Source organism: Brevibacillus sp. FSL K6-0770 (genome assembly GCF_038000275.1).
Lineage (GTDB): Bacteria > Bacillota > Bacilli > Brevibacillales > Brevibacillaceae > Brevibacillus > Brevibacillus parabrevis.
The window spans coordinates 3,931,345-3,950,128 of sequence record NZ_JBBOBQ010000001.1 but is presented as its reverse complement, the minus strand read 5'-3'; the positions used below and the strand labels follow the sequence as shown (position 1 = coordinate 3,950,128).

Annotated in this window: 18 protein-coding genes and 1 pseudogene; 17 read left to right on the top strand and 2 right to left on the bottom strand. The window is 44.1% G+C overall.

What is annotated here, in order from left to right:
• Positions 1-8: 8 nt before the first annotated feature.
• The 15 genes from NST23_RS18625 (at position 9) to NST23_RS18555 (ending at position 13,015) form a co-directional block, all read left to right on the top strand.
• Entirely contained in the window at positions 9-488 is a 480-nt protein-coding gene (locus NST23_RS18625) for a hypothetical protein (RefSeq protein ID WP_340964266.1), read from the top strand.
• Positions 489-582: 94 nt separating this feature from the next.
• Positions 583-900: a hypothetical protein gene (locus NST23_RS18620; RefSeq protein ID WP_340964264.1), complete on the top strand. Its 318-nt coding sequence runs from the start codon at positions 583-585 to the stop codon at positions 898-900.
• Positions 897-1,184 carry a phage holin family protein gene (locus NST23_RS18615; RefSeq protein WP_340964262.1) on the top strand — a complete coding sequence of 96 codons (288 nt, stop codon included), beginning with the start codon at positions 897-899 and terminating at the stop codon, positions 1,182-1,184. The genes NST23_RS18620 and NST23_RS18615 overlap by 4 nt, the downstream gene beginning before the upstream one ends.
• Positions 1,184-2,056: an N-acetylmuramoyl-L-alanine amidase gene (locus tag NST23_RS18610; protein ID WP_340964261.1), complete on the top strand. Its 873-nt coding sequence runs from the start codon at positions 1,184-1,186 to the stop codon at positions 2,054-2,056. The genes NST23_RS18615 and NST23_RS18610 overlap by 1 nt, the downstream gene beginning before the upstream one ends.
• A 63-nt stretch (positions 2,057-2,119) precedes the next feature.
• Positions 2,120-2,758, top strand: a complete 639-nt coding sequence (locus NST23_RS18605; protein ID WP_340964259.1) for a hypothetical protein — start codon at positions 2,120-2,122, stop codon at positions 2,756-2,758.
• A 162-nt stretch (positions 2,759-2,920) separates the two neighbouring features.
• The gene (locus NST23_RS18600; protein ID WP_340965195.1) at positions 2,921-5,524 is read left to right on the top strand and encodes a lipase/acyltransferase domain-containing protein; all 2,604 of its coding nucleotides are present in this window, start codon (positions 2,921-2,923) and stop codon (positions 5,522-5,524) included.
• Between the two features lie 154 nt (positions 5,525-5,678).
• Positions 5,679-6,119 (top strand): hypothetical protein, encoded by a 441-nt coding sequence (locus NST23_RS18595; RefSeq protein ID WP_340964257.1) that lies wholly within the window; start codon positions 5,679-5,681, stop codon positions 6,117-6,119.
• Positions 6,120-6,246: 127 nt separating this feature from the next.
• Complete coding sequence (locus NST23_RS18590) at positions 6,247-6,960, top strand: restriction endonuclease (RefSeq protein ID WP_340964255.1); 714 nt, start codon at positions 6,247-6,249, stop codon at positions 6,958-6,960.
• 148 nt (positions 6,961-7,108) lie between these two features.
• On the top strand, positions 7,109-8,218 hold the full coding sequence (locus NST23_RS18585) for a helix-turn-helix domain-containing protein (protein WP_340964254.1): 1,110 nt from the start codon (positions 7,109-7,111) through the stop codon (positions 8,216-8,218).
• 749 nt (positions 8,219-8,967) lie between these two features.
• On the top strand, positions 8,968-9,207 hold the full coding sequence (locus NST23_RS18580) for a hypothetical protein (protein WP_122964845.1): 240 nt from the start codon (positions 8,968-8,970) through the stop codon (positions 9,205-9,207).
• A 349-nt stretch (positions 9,208-9,556) separates the two neighbouring features.
• Positions 9,557-9,880 carry a hypothetical protein gene (locus NST23_RS18575; protein ID WP_173596937.1) on the top strand — a complete coding sequence of 108 codons (324 nt, stop codon included), beginning with the start codon at positions 9,557-9,559 and terminating at the stop codon, positions 9,878-9,880.
• 172 nt (positions 9,881-10,052) lie between these two features.
• Positions 10,053-10,343 (top strand): hypothetical protein, encoded by a 291-nt coding sequence (locus NST23_RS18570; protein ID WP_340964253.1) that lies wholly within the window; start codon positions 10,053-10,055, stop codon positions 10,341-10,343.
• Between the two features lie 343 nt (positions 10,344-10,686).
• A complete protein-coding gene (locus NST23_RS18565; RefSeq protein WP_173599828.1) occupies positions 10,687-11,340 on the top strand; it encodes a glycosyltransferase in 654 nt (217 codons plus the stop codon).
• A 126-nt stretch (positions 11,341-11,466) separates the two neighbouring features.
• Entirely contained in the window at positions 11,467-11,682 is a 216-nt protein-coding gene (locus tag NST23_RS18560) for a WYL domain-containing protein (protein WP_122964847.1), read from the top strand.
• Between the two features lie 826 nt (positions 11,683-12,508).
• Positions 12,509-13,015, top strand: a complete 507-nt coding sequence (locus NST23_RS18555; RefSeq protein ID WP_340964251.1) for a hypothetical protein — start codon at positions 12,509-12,511, stop codon at positions 13,013-13,015.
• A gap of 543 nt (positions 13,016-13,558) precedes the next feature.
• Here NST23_RS18555 and NST23_RS18550 read toward each other — a convergent pair.
• The gene (locus tag NST23_RS18550) at positions 13,559-14,350 is read right to left on the bottom strand and encodes a VanW family protein (protein ID WP_340964249.1); all 792 of its coding nucleotides are present in this window, start codon (positions 14,348-14,350) and stop codon (positions 13,559-13,561) included.
• Between the two features lie 310 nt (positions 14,351-14,660).
• Positions 14,661-17,549: a DUF7948 domain-containing protein gene (locus NST23_RS18545; protein WP_173596942.1), complete on the bottom strand. Its 2,889-nt coding sequence runs from the start codon at positions 17,547-17,549 to the stop codon at positions 14,661-14,663.
• A gap of 148 nt (positions 17,550-17,697) precedes the next feature.
• Here NST23_RS18545 and NST23_RS18540 point away from each other — a divergent pair, with 148 nt between their 5' ends.
• Entirely contained in the window at positions 17,698-18,201 is a 504-nt protein-coding gene (locus tag NST23_RS18540) for a hypothetical protein (RefSeq protein ID WP_173596943.1), read from the top strand.
• Between the two features lie 181 nt (positions 18,202-18,382).
• Positions 18,383-18,466, top strand: a pseudogene (locus tag NST23_RS18535) (2-oxoglutarate dehydrogenase E1); the annotation flags it as partial.
• Positions 18,467-18,784: the final 318 nt, after the last annotated feature.

The following is an 18,784-nucleotide window of genomic DNA, read 5'->3' as shown; positions in this document are numbered from 1 at the left end:
CGAGGCGTGTGCGACTCAGACGCTTCGACCTCCTTTTTTACAAGGGGGATTCATGGATAGGAAGGATCATCAGGGGGGTCACGGACTCCCCTTATTCTCATGTTGCTATCGTCCTGGACGAGCTCCACCTCGCGGAGACCGATTGGCGATATCCTTTTCAGATTCGTCATTTGGAATACCGGCCAGAGGAATACGATGTATTCCGTCTCAAGGAGACCTTGTCTAATTTGCAAAAACATCGGATGCAGCAATTTATTAATGAGCATTTGCGGACGCCCTATGATCTGAGACAATCGCTCAGTAATGGCTTGTTTATTCTTTCGCAAGGTAGAATTCATGCTTTGGATGCTGCAAACAAGATGAACTGCTGCGAGACGGCTTACAAAATGTTTCAGAACGCGTGGATCGATCTGCTTCCAGAGAGACCAAAGAATTTCCTACCGCCTGGTCTGCTGGCATCATCAGAGAAGCTGTTCAAGGTTGCATAGGGGGAGCTCGCCCCTCATCATCACGACTGATAGCCTGCCCCGAACCGATCGGGGCTATTTTTTTGCCCCAAGGGGGTGAGGAGGCGAAAGAACATTGGACGAAATCAAAGACTTGCAAAAGGGGATTACTGAGATTTTAGTTGCCATCGGCAAGATCGAAACAGAGATCAAGCAGTTGTCCAACATGGCGGGCAAATGGGAACAGACGGAGAAGTTGGCTATCGAGGCATTGCAGAGCACGAAGGCAGCTCATAAGCGGCTGGATGAGCTGAGTAAGCAGCTTGATGAACTGGAAAAAAAGATCGAAGAAGACAAAAAACAAAACAAAGATGATAAGAAGTGGATCGTTGGCACGCTACTTGGTGCCGCGGCTCTCATCTGGAATCTTGTCAAAGGCGGTGTAGGTAAATGAATCAAACGGAACTTTTGGCATTGGCACAGCAGTACATGGCAGACAAGGCGCTGATCGTGGTCGTCGTGCTCCTGGTGCTGGGATACTTTCTCAAGCGAACGCCGCGTGTGCAGGACTGGAGCATTCCGTGGCTGCTCATGCTGGCGGGCATCGTGTTGGCTTGCGGTATCCTGCAGGCGGTCACGGTCGAGAGCGTTGTGCAAGGCATCCTGGCAGCAGGTGTGGCGAGCCTTACACATCAGCTTTGGAAGCAGACAACAGAGAAAAGGGAGAGTGAACAGTAGTGCAGATCACAGACATGCTTTTGACAAACAAAAACGCGCGCCCCGGGACGAATATTTCACCCCGGGGCCTTGTTATACACTGGACAGCCAACGAAGGAAAAGGAGCCAACGCCGTTGCCAACCGCAACTACTTCAACAAACCTACTACCGAGGCCAGCGCCCACTATATTGTTGATGACAAGCAAATTGTCCGCTGCCTTCCGGAAACAGAGATGGGCTACCACGTAGGTGCCAAGTCGTACAAGCCTGAAGCACTCAAGATGCTCAGTTCCTATCCAAACAATTGTACGATCGGGATCGAGATGTGCGTCAACTGTGATGGAGACTTTAAATCGATGTATAAGCGAACGGTGGAGTTGTCTGCCGATATCCTGAAGCGGTTTGGCTGGGGAGTGGATCGCCTGTGGAGGCATTTCGATATCACTGGAAAAAACTGCCCAGCCTATTTCGTTTCTGACGACTTCGCCCGCCGATTTACCTGCCTGACAGCGGCGCAGGCGTGGGGAAAGTTTAAAGCAGATGTGCAGTATTTACTCACACCAAATCCACAACCAACCCCAAAACCAACCCCAAAACCTGTGGATAAGGTTTCCATTGAGATAAACGGAGTCCACTTAAAAGCCGATGGATACCTGAAGGGCGGGGTTTCCATGCTCCCGGTCAGAGTGGTGGCAGAAGCGCTGGGCGTGGGGCCGGTATACGACGCTGCCACCAAACAGGTGACGGTCAACTGCCACGATTTGACGGAGGCAATAGAATCTGGCGTCTCTTATGCCCCGGCCCGTGAACTTGCTGAGGCTCTCGGTCTGCAGGTGGAATGGGACGGGACGACCAAAACTGTGAAATTATCGAAAGGATGTGTCTGCAATTGATACTTGATCATGTCATTTCAAAAATGAGCGTATTAACTTAAAAATATCTAAAGGATGATTGGGATGACGTTTGAACAATTTTTATACTCTCCTGAGTTTCTAGCAAACGCTACTATTGCTTTCGCATCATCCATTGTGGGTGCTTTCATAGGTGCAGTCGGAGGTTTTTTTGTAGCGAATTGGCAATTATCAAAACAGGCTAAGGAAAGACAAAAAGATGCCAAAATAGAGTTCCAATTGAAAAAGCTAACATTCTTAGAATACCTGTACGAAGAGCTTAGATTTAATCAGAAAGTGCTTCATCGATCGTTAACCTTTATTGGCAGGGGACCAAATATTATGAATAGATGGAGTACTGCAAAGTCCATTATTTCGGGCCTACAAATCGGTGCTTGGAATGAGGTGGTAAAGGCAGGGGTCTTGATAGGGATTCATGAAGAGGATCGAAGATTGTTCAGCATTATTAATCGTACTATTCTTGATGCAAGGAGTTACGTTTGGGAATTGGAAGCCAACTGGCACCGTGTTAGAGAATGGGAGCAACACGATATAGAGAAAGAAGCACTACAACCTACTTCGGTTAAAGTATATGAACAGTCTGCTGTTCCGCAGACCGAGCAGGCTATCCGGTATGCAATCGAAAGGATTGGACAAGCTATCGAATCACTGGAAAAGACATATAAGATAAACGGCCAAGATTAGGCCGTTTTTTGATTGGATATAAGTGGAGTATTAGTGGCTATTTTGATTTCCTCTTTTTGTAATAAAGATAACGAGCTATAATGAAGTGACAAAATGTGATAAATTACCTAATAATTTTACAAACTATAGCAGACATTACAAGGAGGATTAGCAGTGACTCAAATGCTTTTTATTCCAGGTATTAAGGGTAGTGAATTGTTTGCAGGAAGTCATAAAGTGTGGTTTCCTCAGACAATCGATGATCTCAAGATTATGAATATCGCTAATCAAAATATTGAAGCAAAAAGCTTGCTATCTTCAGTAAGTGCTTATACTTTATTCGAATTTAAGGTGTATTCCGATTTTATTCAAGCTTTTTCACCTAAAGAAATGTCCTTTTTTCCATATGATTGGCGCCGTTCTTTGTTCGATCATGTAGAAAATTTAGTGAATAAAATAGCTGAGCTTGCTGTAAATGATGGTGTAATCCTTGTAGCACACAGTATGGGTGGGCTGTTAGCCAAATTAGCAATTTTGGAGTTAGCTTCTCAAAAAAGAAGTAAGCTGGTTAAAAAATTGATTACCATTGGAACACCATGGTTGGGAGCACCTGACGCTTATAAGGTATTGACCTATGGAGAACCTGGATTGTTTGAGGGGTTAGGTCACATCTTTCCTATTTATAGTGAAGAGAGAACCCGATCGATGTCTAGGTTATTCCCGTCGGTATACCAATTATTGCCTCATGATGCATATTTTAATGCAGTTGATGGTAAGTTTTTCGATACTGCTGACTATATAAATGTCATTATGAACGTGCAAGGCTTTTTCAATGAAGAATACAAGGAGACGCCTGATCAGCCAACTATTGATGTTTGGAAAAATTATATGCAGCCATTACAACAAGCCATGGCAAAATCTCTACCAGAGGAAATTGAGCACGATTGTTTGATTGGTTATGGATACGCAACTTTATATAAGGTTCCTGATAACAGGCTAAGGAATGCTTTCATGTTTAAGGAAGAGGCGATCTTTAATAACGGGGATGGAGTTGTACCAATTAGAAGTGCAGAGCCACCACATGTAGCTAATCGATACTTTTTTTCAGGAAAGCACTCCAAGTTATGTTGTTACAATGAAGTTATCGATTTTGTAAAATGGTCAGCGTCCGAAAAAATACAGCCAATTCCAACAGGAATTGAGAGAAATAACAACATTACTTCAAAACTGAAAAATGGAAAGCTAGCAAAAATTATGTGCCCTGTTGAAGCGACTATTCTTGATTCAAATGGGTTGTATGTCGCGGGTGTGTTCGATCCAAGTGTGCCAGGTGTTAGTCCCATTTTAAAAGATCAGTCCGTTGAGTTATTCACTTTGGGTGAATCAAAATATATGTTTATTGAAGAAGATTTAGACATCGATTTGTCTTTTGAAATTAACGCATATAAAACAGGGGTAGCAGATGTTTCAATTCAGTTACTAGATGAAGAAGAAACAACAGAAATTGCATTTGAGCCATTACCGGTAAGTCAAGATACTACAGCAATCTTGAAATTAAACTTATCAAACGAAGCTGAGAAATCTAATTTGACAGTAGAGGGTAGGGAGCAAAAAAAGAAAGTTCGTAAGGTGAAAAAACCAGTCTCAACCGGCTTGCCTCCTATACCTAAGATAAGTATTTCTGTTTCAGAAGGTGATGCAGAGGTTAAAAAATCTTCCAGAAGAGGAAGGAAAATTTTCTCTGGTCCAGTAAAACTTAAGGTGTCTGTAGATAACAAAGACATTATTGATGAGATTTTTTATTCTGTTAATAATCAAAGTCCGCATCCCTATGAAGAAGAAATTATATTGCCTCTTGAAACTGGGGACAACGTGATCAAAGTATTTGCGAAGGACATATATAAACGGCCGACGGATACATCCGAAGTAATTGTAACAATAGATAATGTTGAACCTACTACAAAATTGTATATAAAAATTGATCCTGAAGCTGTCTCTGTCATGTTTAATCCTGTTAGTAGCGGATCAAAAGTATCCACTTTTTATAGTGTAATGAAGGAAGGGAATTCAGAGGAGGAAAAATGGAACGATGCAGTTGAAAATAAACAAATAATAATTCCAGAACTAAATGCGCTCCGAACAAAACCTAGTTCAAAAGTAACATTAGCTTACTATAGCGAAAATGAATTCAAAATAAAAGAGGTTCTGAAATTAATTACATTTAGTTTGGGTAGAATACCTGAGGCAATGTGGAGCGAAAATGTGACTACATTAACTCCAAGGATTATAGCTAAAAATTTATTTGGCAATGCTATTGATGAAATGCAGGAACCAATGGTTTATTTACACTCAAAAGGATTAACCGAAACAGAGATGAATTCGATTATCCCTGATGATGTAAAGGGAGTTAAATTCGTATTTAGTGATTTGGTAATTGAGGTAATGTACTCTGAAAAGTATTCTTTGTACTTCAGTGGTCCCCCAACGGAGGTATTGGAAGTTGGACAAGTATATACTTTTTCATTTGAATTACTTACAGAGAGGTCTAAAGAACATATAGTTAATTCCGATCCCAAAGCAATTCTTCGTCCAATGGGGATTGGTGCAAAAAATTTACCTCACAAACAAATCGATTTAACAGTAAATGAAGGCGTATTTTATGGTAGATTTAAAGTAGATGACACGTTCCTGAAATTCCGACATAAATTAGTAATAACAGACTCAAGGAATTCTAATCCCCCTCTAAGGGAAATACCGTTGATCTTAAAGGGGGAGAACAATCAATAACTTTTAGAAGGTGAGGGTTATGCCTACCTGGTTAATTGTACAGATAAGTCTGTTGTTGCTTTGGATAATCATTGGTATTTTTTATTATCGAGTAAAACTGTGGACAGCTGGGCCTCCCCTTAACGGAGCCTCAATGTTGTTGGTGACCTTCTCGATGATCGTACCGATCATATGGTTAGCTTCATCACTTGTCTATGGCATTTACTACTTTTTGTCCATGTATACCAAAGAAACATTTATTGCTCCACTAATTTGCTTAATTATTATTCCAGCGACAACACTTATCTTATTAGGAATCACTGTATTTCACAGGGAAAGAAAAAGAAGATTGACTTATGAACAGCAGCTTGAATTAATTGGGAAAGTAAAACATAGCTGTGAAATTTGGTCAAGTCAGTTTGACTTCATCTTAGAGGAAAACATGAATCTAGAAGTATATATATCAAAAGGAAAGCCAACTGGAAGAATGACTGTTAAGAATTTAGATGAAGAACAAATATTAATATTAGATAAGCATCGTGAAGAGCTTCCGGAAGGCATTTTCTTATGGTTGGTACCGAAAGATATACATGTTGACAGTAAGTACCTGCACTAAAGTACCTGCACCCTTTCAAAAGGAAAGGGTGTATTTTTGTCGAAATGTGTCAATTCTTTTGGCTTGTTGTCACTGAAATTCTTTACTATCCTGAAATTGAAAATCATCAGAAGGAGATACTAATTTAATGGCAAAACGTAGAAGGAGATCTAAAGATCCATTAGGAGAATTACTTTCAGGTGTCACATTATTGATTTTTTTAACCTCATATTACTACACCAACTCATTTGTAACTGGTGCAGTAGCTTTTGGAATATTTGGAGCTATCGCATTAGGTATTGTATTAGCTGTGAAGATAAAGCGGGAAGAACGACTCATGAAATCAGGAATATCTGATATTGACAAGATGGACGGACGCCAATTTGAGCACTATTTAGGATTACTCTTCAAGTCGCAGGGATATAAGGTAGAAGTGACAAGGGCCGCCGGTGATTATGGAGCTGATCTGGTCATTCATAAAGAAGGGAAAAGGATAGTTGTTCAAGCAAAGCGATATAGTAAGAATGTTGGTATCGAAGCGGTACAACAAGCACAAGCATCAATTGCTCACTATAAAGCTCACGAGGCATGGGTAGTAAGTAATCGAGATTATACTGATGCTGCTCGTAATCTTGCATCATCAAATAGTGTTCGACTAATAAACCGTGAAATGCTCATAGAGATGATTCTTCAAATGAATCCCAAATCTAAGCCAAATCCCAAACAAGTAATGGCACAATTACCTCAGAAGGAGTTGCATTGTGAAAGATGTGGAGGAAAAATGGTTTTGCGTAAAGGCGCGAAAGGTGAGTTTTACGGATGCTCCAGTTATCCAAAATGTAGAAATACAAAAGCAGTATAAATTATTTCCTCAGTTTATAACTGGGGTTTTTTTATAATCGTAAACACAGATTGTTTACTGTTGTAATTTTATTGATTGACGATCGTCAATAGAATTGTATAATAGGTTTAGGGAAATTATTCCTTGGTTGATGGAGGGCTGAGCGAATATGGAAATGAATTCGAAGTTAAAGCTATTAGACTTTTTGAAAACAAACATCCTCACTACCTCAGAAGCAGCAGAAATGTTAGGCGTTACTCGACAACGGTTAAATGCCATAGTTAAGAGTGGCGAATTATCCCCGATAAAGCAAACACAAAATGTAAGTTTATTTCTAGCAAGTGATGTGGATAGTTATGCGAGGAATAAAAAACTAGGAATTCAACGGAAAATTAAATCCTCGGCTCCTCTGCTATTCGATAATAGTGGTGTTACTAGAAACAGCATCGACTTTTTTGAGCAAAATATTAATAAGCTAAGAAACATTGTTAAGATACATGCATTCTTTGAAGACATTGATGCTGCGGTCTACGGTTTTTTTGTTCCATCAGAACATTTTAGGAGTGGAAATTTACTCAGTGTTAATACCCCTGGATTAGTACTGATAGATGAAATTGGCCAAGAATTATGGTTGGGCGGTTGCAATTGCGGCTACGGTGGCGAAGGGCCCCACGGTACGGAAAGAGTTTTGAAAAAACTTGGTTTTTCTCAAGAAGATATTGACCATGTATTTTCAAATCATATTGTAACCATGGTTAGAGAAAATGATAAAACTGATGTTTTTACTCATGATCGGAGTAAATACCATTTTTGGGGACTTGATGAAGGCCAATTAATGCTTTATTATCACGATGATCATCTTGCACTGATACATGAAAAATTTCCCTATAATTATGATGACGACCTTGAGCTCAAAATTATAGAACGTAGCAGGTCTTTTATTCCAAAACCCGTCCAAATAACTATCTTTAATTCTGATGACCAAGCTAGGGAACACGGATATTCATACAAAGGTTTAAGGGATTATAGTGATAAAGGTTACCGGGTCATCATTAAAGACGAGTCGGATAGAGAGCTATGGCTTGATCCAATTTTTAATCATAAAAAACCAATATTAAAACAAGAACAAGTTAAAGCAATAATCGAAGCGTGTGGTTTTGAAATTCCAAAGTCTACTGTTGCCGAAATTGTATTCCAATGGATTGATCAAGGTTTTAATAGTAACAAGCAAGTTGATCCGCTTCGGATAACTCAAAGATCACCAGTAACAATATATTAATAACTTCTGGTAACGACAGATGTTTCCTAAATACTATTTGCAAACAAAACTGCAAACGCATTGATTGCAAAAGGCGGAAATGAAAAGAAGCATTACGCATAAATATTGTTGAAGAAACCGCGCAGAAAGAAGCATTATGCATCATTCTGAAAAGAACGGAAATGTAGGACTTCTTGTTGACAGGGTGGGGGTCGCTGGTTCGAACCCAGTCCGGATCACCATATAATGAATGCTGAAACCTCTTGGTAATCAAGGGGTTTTTCTTATTGTTGTCATTCGGTTGTTTCATTGGTTTTGATACGAACTTAGGCTACTTTTAGGTTTTGTAGAATATATTACCAAATCCATCCCGGGTGTCTCTCTGGAGATTAGGCAAAGGTTTCTATATGTATCTAATGTAATACGGACATTGGCCTGATCTAGCATTTCTAATACAACCTTTTCGAATTTACTCCTTGTTTCAATAGCAAGCTTGCATGAGGATGACGGATATCATGGAATCGAATTTTCCGCAAAGCTGTCTTCTGAGTGAGGATGCCAAAAGACCTATTCAACTTGCGTAGGGATAGTGAAGTGCCACCAGAGGTACAAATGACCCACCCAAAACCTCAATACAAAGGGCGGCGGTTAGCCACCATTTTCTGATAAGATCGATAAGTCGCCAACTGTTCGTTTCCCACCTGCTTTTCATTACTGTGATATAATGAAAATAAAAACAATGGGGTGTATTGTTGAAGAGACAATTTTTGATGATTGTAAGTGATGTAACCAAACCACAAATAGATAGCGCCAGCGAAGCAGTAAAAGATTTTAACGAATTTATTGACTTGATTCCAATTGAGTCTAAATCTGATGGAGGCTATAGCCTGTACCTCGATATTCAAAAAGGCGATGTTCCGATAACAGTTTCAGATACACGAAAATTCCTGAGAAATTGGTTTATGCCTTTAAAAATAGAATGTGATTCAAATCCACGAGACTTTTATTAAAAGTCTTTTTTTATACAAAGTAAGTAAAAGTAAGTAAGAGGTGTGGGGCGCTGGTTCGAACCCAGTGAAAACTTCTTTTGACTGTTCCTTGATGAAGCTGATTGTCGAGTGGCTCCCCGATTTATCCAATCGGCTGTTTTGTTATCACTTGCTACGTGGATTCAAATGTTGCATTCAAATCCTGTAAATATTTACGCTTAATTGGCCCGTTGTAAATCTCCTTTGTTATCCGTTGATGGAACGCCGTGTGCGATGAAAGTCGCCTGTACGGTGTAGGCTCGTTATAAACCGAGAAATAGAAAAGGGATAAGGCGAGAATAGCGATACGACACCACCAACATTCACATTTGTGAATCACGATTATCGGATTGGAGCCACAGATGCTGATCTGAAGTTCAATGTGAATGAGGATGGAACCCTCTATTTTGTTGTAGTTCCTAGCAATGCTTCCGCACCGAACAGCTCTCAGATTAAGGCAGGAACTGACGGACAAGGGAACCTTGCAGTAGATAGTGGTTATATCGCAGCGAGTTTTAGTAGCCCAAATAATGTCCATCTAAGTGGATTGACTCCTGGTCATACCAACTACACTCTTTATGTAACAGCTGAAGATGCAGCTCACAATGCTTCTTCGCCTATCGGTTTGCCTTTCTATACTGGTACTGCAGATTAGACAGCGCTCCATCAGTCATTACTTTCGAAGTCGCTCAACCGAGCGGCTTTTTCTTTTGGAAAGGGGGAAGGAACACGGTTGTTCTAGAATCACTTGGAAGTTGGGTGCAAAATACGAGTAAAGTCTTGGATCAGACAGTGCACCTGTCACATTCTCACCAGACGGGCCAGTAATGGCAGCAGGACATGACGCTTCAACAACTTATGCATTGATTCCGCTAAGTGCTAGTAGAATTGTGTCACTTGGATCACTCAGCAGAAGCGTTTTCCAGAAGATATGGAAGACGGGTGACGTTGCTGACCCAGCGTACCCGCATAATTTGATCAAGTTGATTGAGACGGATAGGCCAGATAAGTATGATGTTGATAAGCCTGACAATTTTATCGATAAAGAAACGTCTACGGCCTTCAAGCTGGAGAGCTGGAAACGTGAAGCCGGCTTGAAGGCAATTGACAGTGTTTGACTGCCAAAAGACTACTGAACAACTCGAACGCCTGGAAAAAGCGATTGACCAACGATCCAGCAGGCGGACTGAGCGAGTTGCCCTGGCTTATGTTTACGATGCCTGACCGGATGACAGAAAAAACAACGCGACAAAAGCACGGCCCTCCGTCCGGAGGATAACCGGGGAGGGCTGTTGCCTGTTTAAACAACTCCATGAGCATTTCATCTATCTCTTGGCAACCATTGAAAACCAACCCTAAATAACCTCAAAGTGGCAAGTGCAATGTATAAAATCAGGTATCTCAACCATAATAAAACAGCCTGAAAAGACTTATTTCCTATGAACAGAGGAGCAGATGAATATGAAAATCAAACGGATGCTTGCGTTACTGTTGACCTTGGCACTCGTTTTTAGCATGATGCAGGCAGTAGTATCCGTGCAAGCCAAAGAGGGGAAGGCCGCTGATTCAGTTTGCCTAAGTCCCAAAATGGTGCAGTTGAAGACAGATATGCAGAAAGTCTGGATCGACCATACAATATGGACGAGAAGCTACATTGTCAGTGCCATATCGAATCGTCCAGACCAGCAGGACGTTTTGGACCGACTTTTGCAGAACCAGCAGGATATCGGGAATCTGATCAAGCCTTATTATGGGGAAGCCGCCGGAAATAAGCTGGCTGATCTTCTCCGAGAGCATATTTTGATCGCTGGGAAAATTGTAGCGGCTGCCAAAGCGGGCAATCAGGCGGATGTGAAAAAGCTGGAGGCGGATTGGCATAGAAACGCTGACGATATTTCGAAATTTTTAAGTGCAGCGAATCCGAACTGGCAGTTTAAAACGCTGCAAGATATGCTTTATGCGCACCTTCAATTGATTACGGAAATAGTTCTGAACTGTCTCAAAGGAGATTGGAAAGCGGATATTGCAGCAACGGACAAAAACGAGATCCATATGATTCATTTGGCGGACATTTTGACAGAAGGCATCGTCAAGCAATTCCCTGAAAAATTTTAACCGGGTAGCTATAGGGCAGTTCGACGCTTCTGCAAAGCTCCACAAGTGTGGAGCTTTTTTTATTTGCATATTCGTATTATGTTCGCATATAATACAAACAAACGTTCCTATATGGAGGCGAACAGCATGAAAAGGCAACTGCAAAGAGCCATACAACAGCATCAGTACATCCGGATTATTTACCTTGGCAGTGACGGCCGCACTACACAGCGAACTTTGCGTCCCATCGAAATTTCAGACGACCGACTAAAAGCGTACTGCCTCACGAGAAAAGCGCCGCGTGTCTTTGTAATCGACAACATCCTTGCGGTACAGTCAGTGGCGAACCGCCATGCTGTCTGATCTCTTGTAACATATGGAAGGGTTGGTGTGTTGAGATAGCATTCCAGATAGACAATCCGTTCTCGATCCGATTTGTTCTGCCGAAGCAACGAGAAGGGGTCCTTCAGCTGAAGAAAGACGAGAAACTGGTAAAATGCCTCCTTTAAGTGGGGTATTTCGCGTCAGCAAGGTTCTATTTTTTCGGATCTCGACCTGGTCGTTCCACCGCGGGCGCATCTCTGTGATGTACTTCTTATCTATGTAACGGCTGGACATTTTTGTGATGCTTTGAAAGTGGATTAGTTCCAGCTGTGTAACATCGCCGCTGAGAATGTTTCGCGCTGCGATTTTGAAAAAATTTTCCGCTCACGCTTCTTCATGCCTGTTACCGGTTACCTCTCGTCGTTTATTAAAATCTTTCTCCCGATGTCCTTACTTAGCGAAGGCGCTATTAAGCGCTAAACTAAGGAGGAGATTGTGATGATGAAAAAATTTCTGAATTGGGCCCGTCGTTATGGCAATTGAAATGATCATCCATTGGTTTAACTGATCTTCTGGCATGGGGCTGGAGATTCAATTATCCCGCCATTCATCAAATCGCGCGGGTTGAAACGATAACTTTAGTTAGCTGCAAGATAAGCTTGCTCCCTTTACCCTAAATCTGCCCGTTGTAAATCGTTATCTTCTTATTTGTTGATGGAACGCCGTGTGCGATGAAAGTCGCTCGCACGGTGTAGGTCCAGGGTGACCCGGAAATAGCTTATCAGTAACAATCGAACAGACAGCACTAAGTGCGGAGCAAGTCCAATTTAGATGGAGGTGGTCAGATAGCGACTATGCCGATTACATGGTGGCTTATGTAAATGGGCAGGAATACAGGGTCTTCAATTACGGAGAGACTTATGGATTTGGTGCTATTAAAACATTACGTGCGGATACAAGCTATGACATCACGCTTCATTTTTACAAGAATAATGTCAATATCGCCCAAGGCGAACTGCATATCGTTACACCGCACGATGATACAATTACTCCAAACGTGAATGCAATGCTTGGAAATCACACATCGACCACGGCAGATTTTGAGATTTGGTCAGATGAGCCCGGGACTATTTACTATATCTTCGTTAGGGACGCGGATTTTAACGTTATGCCTAATAAAAGTTTGATTATGGCCGGGAATGATCCGAGAATCGTACGATCTGGACAATTGAATGTAACAGCCGATCAACGGAAACAGGTGCTTTTGGATGGATTTACTATTACCGAGCCAGGATATTGGACACTTTATTTAGTATCGGAGGATTCGGCGGGTAATATTTCAAGTATCCAAGGAGCAGGGTTTTCTCTGTGAAAAACGTCGATACTTTTTTCAGCAAACGGGATGTGACTGCTTGCGGTCAACAAAACGGTCATGTCGTTTGTTGATCCAAACAAATTAGTCGTTGGCGGCTGATCCTTAGGATTTATCTGGGGTTTTTTCTTGGAAAAGCTTGAGTAAAGTGCGGAAGAGTCGGTCAACCGAGCGGCTTTTTTGACAAGGAAGATGAATAAAGGTAATGAGGACATTTGCCAATAACTGCCCTAATCACCAGAGGAGCAAGTCAGAGAGAGGCACAATCGAGCTGGACTTCCTTCCTTTATGGCTTATGGCTCGCAACGATTTCGGTCGTGCCAAACATGCAGATTGAACAGCCTGAAGTGGCTGAACGTCTAATCGAGTGTCAGCTAACGGGTAAAGACATGTTGGCTAAAGAATCTTTACATTCGTACCGCAAAAAAGGGGGCAGGAAACAGGGCAGGCAAGATAGCAAATGTTTTGGCAGAACGGAACAGCGGGTGTTGACCACTCAACAACTTTTGCATTACGGCAAATCAAGATAGGTTCTTGATGCCCCTACCGAGTTATTTCATATTTGACTTCAGAATAATTGTGAATCATCAATTCTTCATGCAGAAGATTCCCGGTTCGTTTATCAATGACTCTCCTCCATATTTCGTTCTCTCTAAAATTTTTCCCGTCTATATGATGGAATTGATGATTTCTTTCTTCCAAATGGTAGGAAAAGGGCAACTCGTTTTCACAAAAGACAATTCCTTTTAGATGTTGGTCGGTTAGCCAAACGTGAAATTGAAATTGATCATTGGTGGGATTAAAGAAACGCAAATCCACGTAATTAAAAAATACGCTTGCCCCACTCCCAAAAGGCAAGACCCTATGCTCGTCTGGAAACGGATCAAAACTATGATGATGTCTCTCCGTGATTTCTAACGGTGTATGCAAGGCAAGCCAAAAAAGCAAGTTCGCTAACTGACACACCCCTCCCCCAACACCTGTTTTCACTTCACCTTGCGATAACAGCAATCCGTCAATATACCCTTTGCTCGCTTTCGGTTTCCCAATTAAATGCCAAAACGAAAAGGTTTCACCTGGCTTCAAAACAATCCCGTCCATGGATTTTAGGGCAATGCGTAGATTGGTAATTTTATTTTCCTGTAACATCGGATCGGATGTACCCAATTTTCTCCTTAAAAGCGATTGATGTCGTTTGACTACATGGGGGAAGCGATCAACCATTCGCTCATTGGCAAAATTCACAAACAGATTGCGAGTCGTTCTCTTTAAACGAAGCTGAAGGATTCTGAGTTTGTAGACTAAAGGCATTTTAACTGCGAGCTGTTTTATCATTGAGCGGTCACCCATTACCAATTTGATTTTTGCGTGCGATGGAGTTGCGGACAACTTGAACAGTTGCGAAGGTCGGGAGTAATCCCAGACTACTCCTGCTAACCGAAAATTATACCATAATATGGAATATTGATGTTTTCCATTTCGCGCTTCTTGCGATACAAAATTTTGAGCGCGGCGATCACTGACTAAAATGGGACTATCCGGACAGCAAACAGAAGGCAGCCGAGCTTGGAACGAGAATGAAAAGTCCGAAGCGCCAGCTGCCTTTTTGCAAAAAACGCACGTCTCCCGGCTTGACGATCGTTGCTCATTGCGGGAACAGGCTCGGGCATTGCGGCGGGAAAGCAATGGGCGGGCAACGGAACGATGGGGTCGGGACGGGAACCGGGAACGAGTTCGGACGAGGTGCGCAAAGTTTGGCGAGCACTTCCAGCTTCACATCCGTTTCCACCTGGATCTGCATGCAGATGACGATGTCCATGGCGACCCTGCCGTCCAACAGTACATGGCTGCTCGGCGTACACTCGCTGGCGACGATGTGGTAGCGGATGTTGGAGGCATTCAGAGGCTCGGGCAAACAAAGCGCGATTTCGCTGTCGAGCTGGGCAGGAGCCGAAAATTCGCACAGCAGCGCGCTGTCGGCAAATACGCGGATCAACTGCGTGGAGCGAAGCAGAAAGTGGACGATGCCCATTCGCACTGCGTTTCCGTAAACGAGACTGGTGTCGCGGCGGATGCTGATAATCGAGCAAGCAGCGTCTGAACAGCACGGTGGCTGGACGTGTCCGGATGATGGTGGAACAAGCGGCGTTGCACATTGGATATCGATACGCTGACCGGCCAGGATTGCGGCTTCCACCAGCGGGCGGCACTCGTCTGGAATCCGGACTTCGTTTCGGCCCGAGAGCGCAGTGTAGACCCAGTCGTATATTTTGGGGACGCGGATGCAGACTTCGAGGACGTTGATAGGGATCGGCGGAGCTGGCACGATGATTTTGACGATAAATGCGTCCAGATTCCCTCCAAATAAAGTCTGCGCTGCCCCTGGAGTAATGGGAAACGGAACCGGATCTGTTTCAGGAGTGGAAGTAATGCCTGTCACGTAGGCGTTTCCCGATCCATCTACGGAGATGCCGAAAGCTTGGTCGTCTTGCCCGCCTCCCAAGTAGGTGGAATAGCGGAGAGCGTTGCCTGCGGTGTTCAGGCTGGTCACGAATGCATCGTGGCTGCCGCCCCCGTAGTTGCGTTGAAAGGCATTCAGTGTGATTGGAAAAGGGACGGGTGCTGTTTGCGGTGTGTTGGTGATACCCGCCACGTAGACGTTTGGCAAGGAATCAAGTGCGATCCCGAAAGCCTGATCGTCCTGACTGCCGCCCAGATAGGTAGAAAACACAAGCGCGCTGCCTGTCGGGTTCAGCTTGGTGACAAATGCATCTAAGAGCCCCCCTCCGTGGACCGTCTGGAAGGCGCCCGGGGTGATTGGAAAAGGGACGGGATCGGTCTGGAGGGTAGCGGTGCTTCCGGCCACGTATGCGTTGCCTGCCGTATCCATCGCGATGGCAGCTCCTGCATCGTTTTGCCCGCCGCCCAGATAGGTAGAGTAGACAAGCGTGCTGCCAGTGGCGTTCAGTTTGGCAATAAACGCGTCAGAGCTGCCTCCCCCGTAAAGCGTTTGGAAGGAACCCGAGGTGATCGGGAAGGGAACGGGATCGGTCTCGGGAGTAGAGGTACTTCCCGTGACGTACGCGTTTCCCAAGGAATCGACCGCGATGGCGGCCCCGGAATCGAACGATCCTCCGCCCAGATAGGTAGAGTAGATGAGCGCGTTGCCCGCGGCATTCAATTGGGTGACAAACACATCTGTGTTCCCTCCAAACGACGTTTGAAACGCGCCGGGAGTAATGGGGAAAGGTGTGAAATCCAATTGAGAAGTTGCCGTAGTGCCGACGATATAGGCGTTTCCGGCGGCGTCGACGGTAATACCCGAGCCGAAATCGATGGAATCCCCGCCAAGGTAGGTGGAGTAAACGAGGGCGTTGCCCGCAGGGTTCAGTTTGGTAACGAATGCATCCAGCGCTCCGCCAAAAGTCGTTTGAAAGGCCCCCGGAGTGATGGGAAACGGAACCGGATTCGTTTGAGAGCTGTTCGTGTTGCCTGTGATGTAGGCGTTTCCCAAGGAGTCGACGGCGATCGCCGAACCTTGGTCGATCCCCCCTCCACCAAGGTAAGTGGAGTACAGGAAAGTGTTTCCGGCGGGATTCAGTTTCGCGACGAATGCATCCGATGTCCCGCCAAATGTTGTTTGAAAGGCCCCGGGAGTGACGGGAAAAGGAACGGCAGCCGTTTCGGGAGTGTTTGTAGAGCCTGTCACGTAGGCGTTCCCCGCTGCATCGACCGCGATCGCAAAGCCGATCTCGAAATTCCCTCCGCCCAAATACGTGGAGTACTCCAGCTCAGGATCGATGACGAGCGGGTAATGCGGATCGTAGTCAGCTCCGATCTGAAAGCGGATGACGGGTGCGCCATCTAGTTGCTGTTCGAGCAAAAAGGAACTGCCGACGCTTGCCTTCCGCCCGCCGATCTGCTGGTAACTGAACGGACGTGCTTCGCGAAGCTCCCCGATTTCGGTGTGTATGAGGAGATTCCCTTGCTCATCCAGAGACAACGATTTTGCTCCGCGATAGGCAAAACGGATGTCTGCCACCTTCGCACCGGGCTGAACGACAAATTCGTATTTGATCCGGCCGTTATCACCGTGAAACACGAGGTCAATTCCCGGCCACAGCTTCGGATAGACGACGTGCTCATACGTAGGAATATTTGTATGCCATTTGGAAGAATCGTTGCCCTTCAAATAGTTGACTGTCCTTGTAGCGAGCTTGCGGCCTGTCGGCTTTGCTGCCGGGTTGGAGTCCAAAAACGCCAAAGACAGCCGGACTCCGCGTACCTGCTTGTTCCATTTCTCCGCGGATTGAGGAAAAATAGAGCCGAGGGCTGCTGTGGGCGAAAAATCTCCGGCAGGCTTCTCTTGAAACGTCAGGAGAACTTCTCCCGGCATGAAGTACGCTTCATAATCGGCTCCTTTTACGTAATAATGAAGTCGGGAATCCGCCTGGCCGACATTCGGGACAAAAAAAGGACGACTTTTTCCGAATGTCTGCAAAACCTGCTGCCTGTTGTCATTCGCGATGGGCATCGAATCACTCCTTCCGTAAACGAGGTGCCTTATTGCTATACGTATGTACCGCTGTAGGTGAGTGGACTGGGCGAGTGTTTATTTTTGCCGCATGGATGATTTGTAACATCAGGGACTCTCTTTTTCAGCTTTGCCAAAAGGGCATGGGATGGAGTTTTTAATTTTCGAAATTCTCACCAATAAAGTAATTAAATCCTCCCTGTTTCTTACTCTCCATGAGAGAATGAATATAGCTACCCGTTCGTTCAGGGGGCATCATGATTGCATCACAAAAAAATCAAGCGAGGCGAGCATGGACCAAATCCAAATTTACGTTACAGATAATTCTGAGTGTCTTGAGTTTGAGGCGGAAAGCAGAGGTTGCCGATTTGATGTCTACGTTAAGTTCAGCGATGAGTTATTCAGTATTAAAATTTATGATATTGTGCGGCTAACCCAGGACTTTGAAAGCGAGGTTGCTTCAAAAGGCTTTTACTCTGTTGATCCTAATGTAGTATTAGTTCCAGCGGTGACTAATACGCATATTTGCACAACTGTCATGTCGCTTGCAAAACAGAAGTATTTCAGTCAAATCAAACCGCTTTGTGCTCAGGAAGTGGAAAAAATCATGAAGGATCTCTCACCGATATCTCTGCCCGTCGTTTTACGATAATGGACGATCGGATAATCGGGAGGGGCAGACAGCGAAAGTGCCAAGCTGATTCAAGGAACGTGAATGCAAGCGAGCAGCCATCGGTACATACGTGTCAAAACATATGATTGTTGTGTGTGGCATTGCGGCTGAAGACGACGAGGAACGTAGATAGCTGCGATCAATGGGGGGGCAGTTCGGCATGAAAACAATTACCATTCACCAGCCATGGGTGACGCTGATCGCTTTGGGCGAAAAAAGGTTTGAGACTCGGAGCTGGGGTACGTTTATTTTTATGTGCAAGATATTGTTGTGCGTCCGGAGTTTCAAAAAATGGGGATAGGGACAATCTCATGCTCTATCTAAAAGAGAGTGCTCCCGACCAAGCTTTTATCGGTCTCTTTTCGTCTAACGAAGGCAAGAAACTGTATGAAAAATACGGCTTTCAGCAGTACCCTGCTTTAACAGGAATGTTTCGAGTAGCGCCAATTTAGCTAGTTGTAGGCTCCTCCAAGGTTGGGGGAGTCTTCGTTTTTATCTGTTTTATCATAGTCGTGAGGCTGCTGCGTGGGAAATATTCCCCGAAGTCGCACTTGTTTATCTA

Bases quoted from the DNA above. Each gene is read 5' to 3' on its own strand.
- NST23_RS18605 (WP_340964259.1), top strand. From the start codon at position 2,120: ATGACGTTTGAACAATTTTTATACTCTCCTGAGTTTCTAGCAAACGCT.
- NST23_RS18600 (WP_340965195.1), top strand. From the start codon at position 2,921: ATGCTTTTTATTCCAGGTATTAAGGGTAGTGAATTGTTTGCAGGAAGT.
- NST23_RS18560 (WP_122964847.1), top strand. From the start codon at position 11,467: ATGAAAAGGCAACTGCAAAGAGCCATACAACAGCATCAGTACATCCGG.
- NST23_RS18565 (WP_173599828.1), top strand. From the start codon at position 10,687: ATGAAAATCAAACGGATGCTTGCGTTACTGTTGACCTTGGCACTCGTT.
- NST23_RS18585 (WP_340964254.1), top strand. From the start codon at position 7,109: ATGGAAATGAATTCGAAGTTAAAGCTATTAGACTTTTTGAAAACAAAC.
- NST23_RS18580 (WP_122964845.1), top strand. From the start codon at position 8,968: ATGATTGTAAGTGATGTAACCAAACCACAAATAGATAGCGCCAGCGAA.
- NST23_RS18570 (WP_340964253.1), top strand. From the start codon at position 10,053: ATGGCAGCAGGACATGACGCTTCAACAACTTATGCATTGATTCCGCTA.
- NST23_RS18590 (WP_340964255.1), top strand. From the start codon at position 6,247: ATGGCAAAACGTAGAAGGAGATCTAAAGATCCATTAGGAGAATTACTT.
- NST23_RS18550 (WP_340964249.1), bottom strand. From the start codon at position 14,350: ATGATAAAACAGCTCGCAGTTAAAATGCCTTTAGTCTACAAACTCAGA.
- NST23_RS18595 (WP_340964257.1), top strand. From the start codon at position 5,679: ATGATCGTACCGATCATATGGTTAGCTTCATCACTTGTCTATGGCATT.
- NST23_RS18545 (WP_173596942.1), bottom strand. From the start codon at position 17,549: ATGCCCATCGCGAATGACAACAGGCAGCAGGTTTTGCAGACATTCGGA.
- NST23_RS18615 (WP_340964262.1), top strand. From the start codon at position 897: ATGAATCAAACGGAACTTTTGGCATTGGCACAGCAGTACATGGCAGAC.
- NST23_RS18555 (WP_340964251.1), top strand. From the start codon at position 12,509: ATGGTGGCTTATGTAAATGGGCAGGAATACAGGGTCTTCAATTACGGA.
- NST23_RS18540 (WP_173596943.1), top strand. From the start codon at position 17,698: ATGGAGTTTTTAATTTTCGAAATTCTCACCAATAAAGTAATTAAATCC.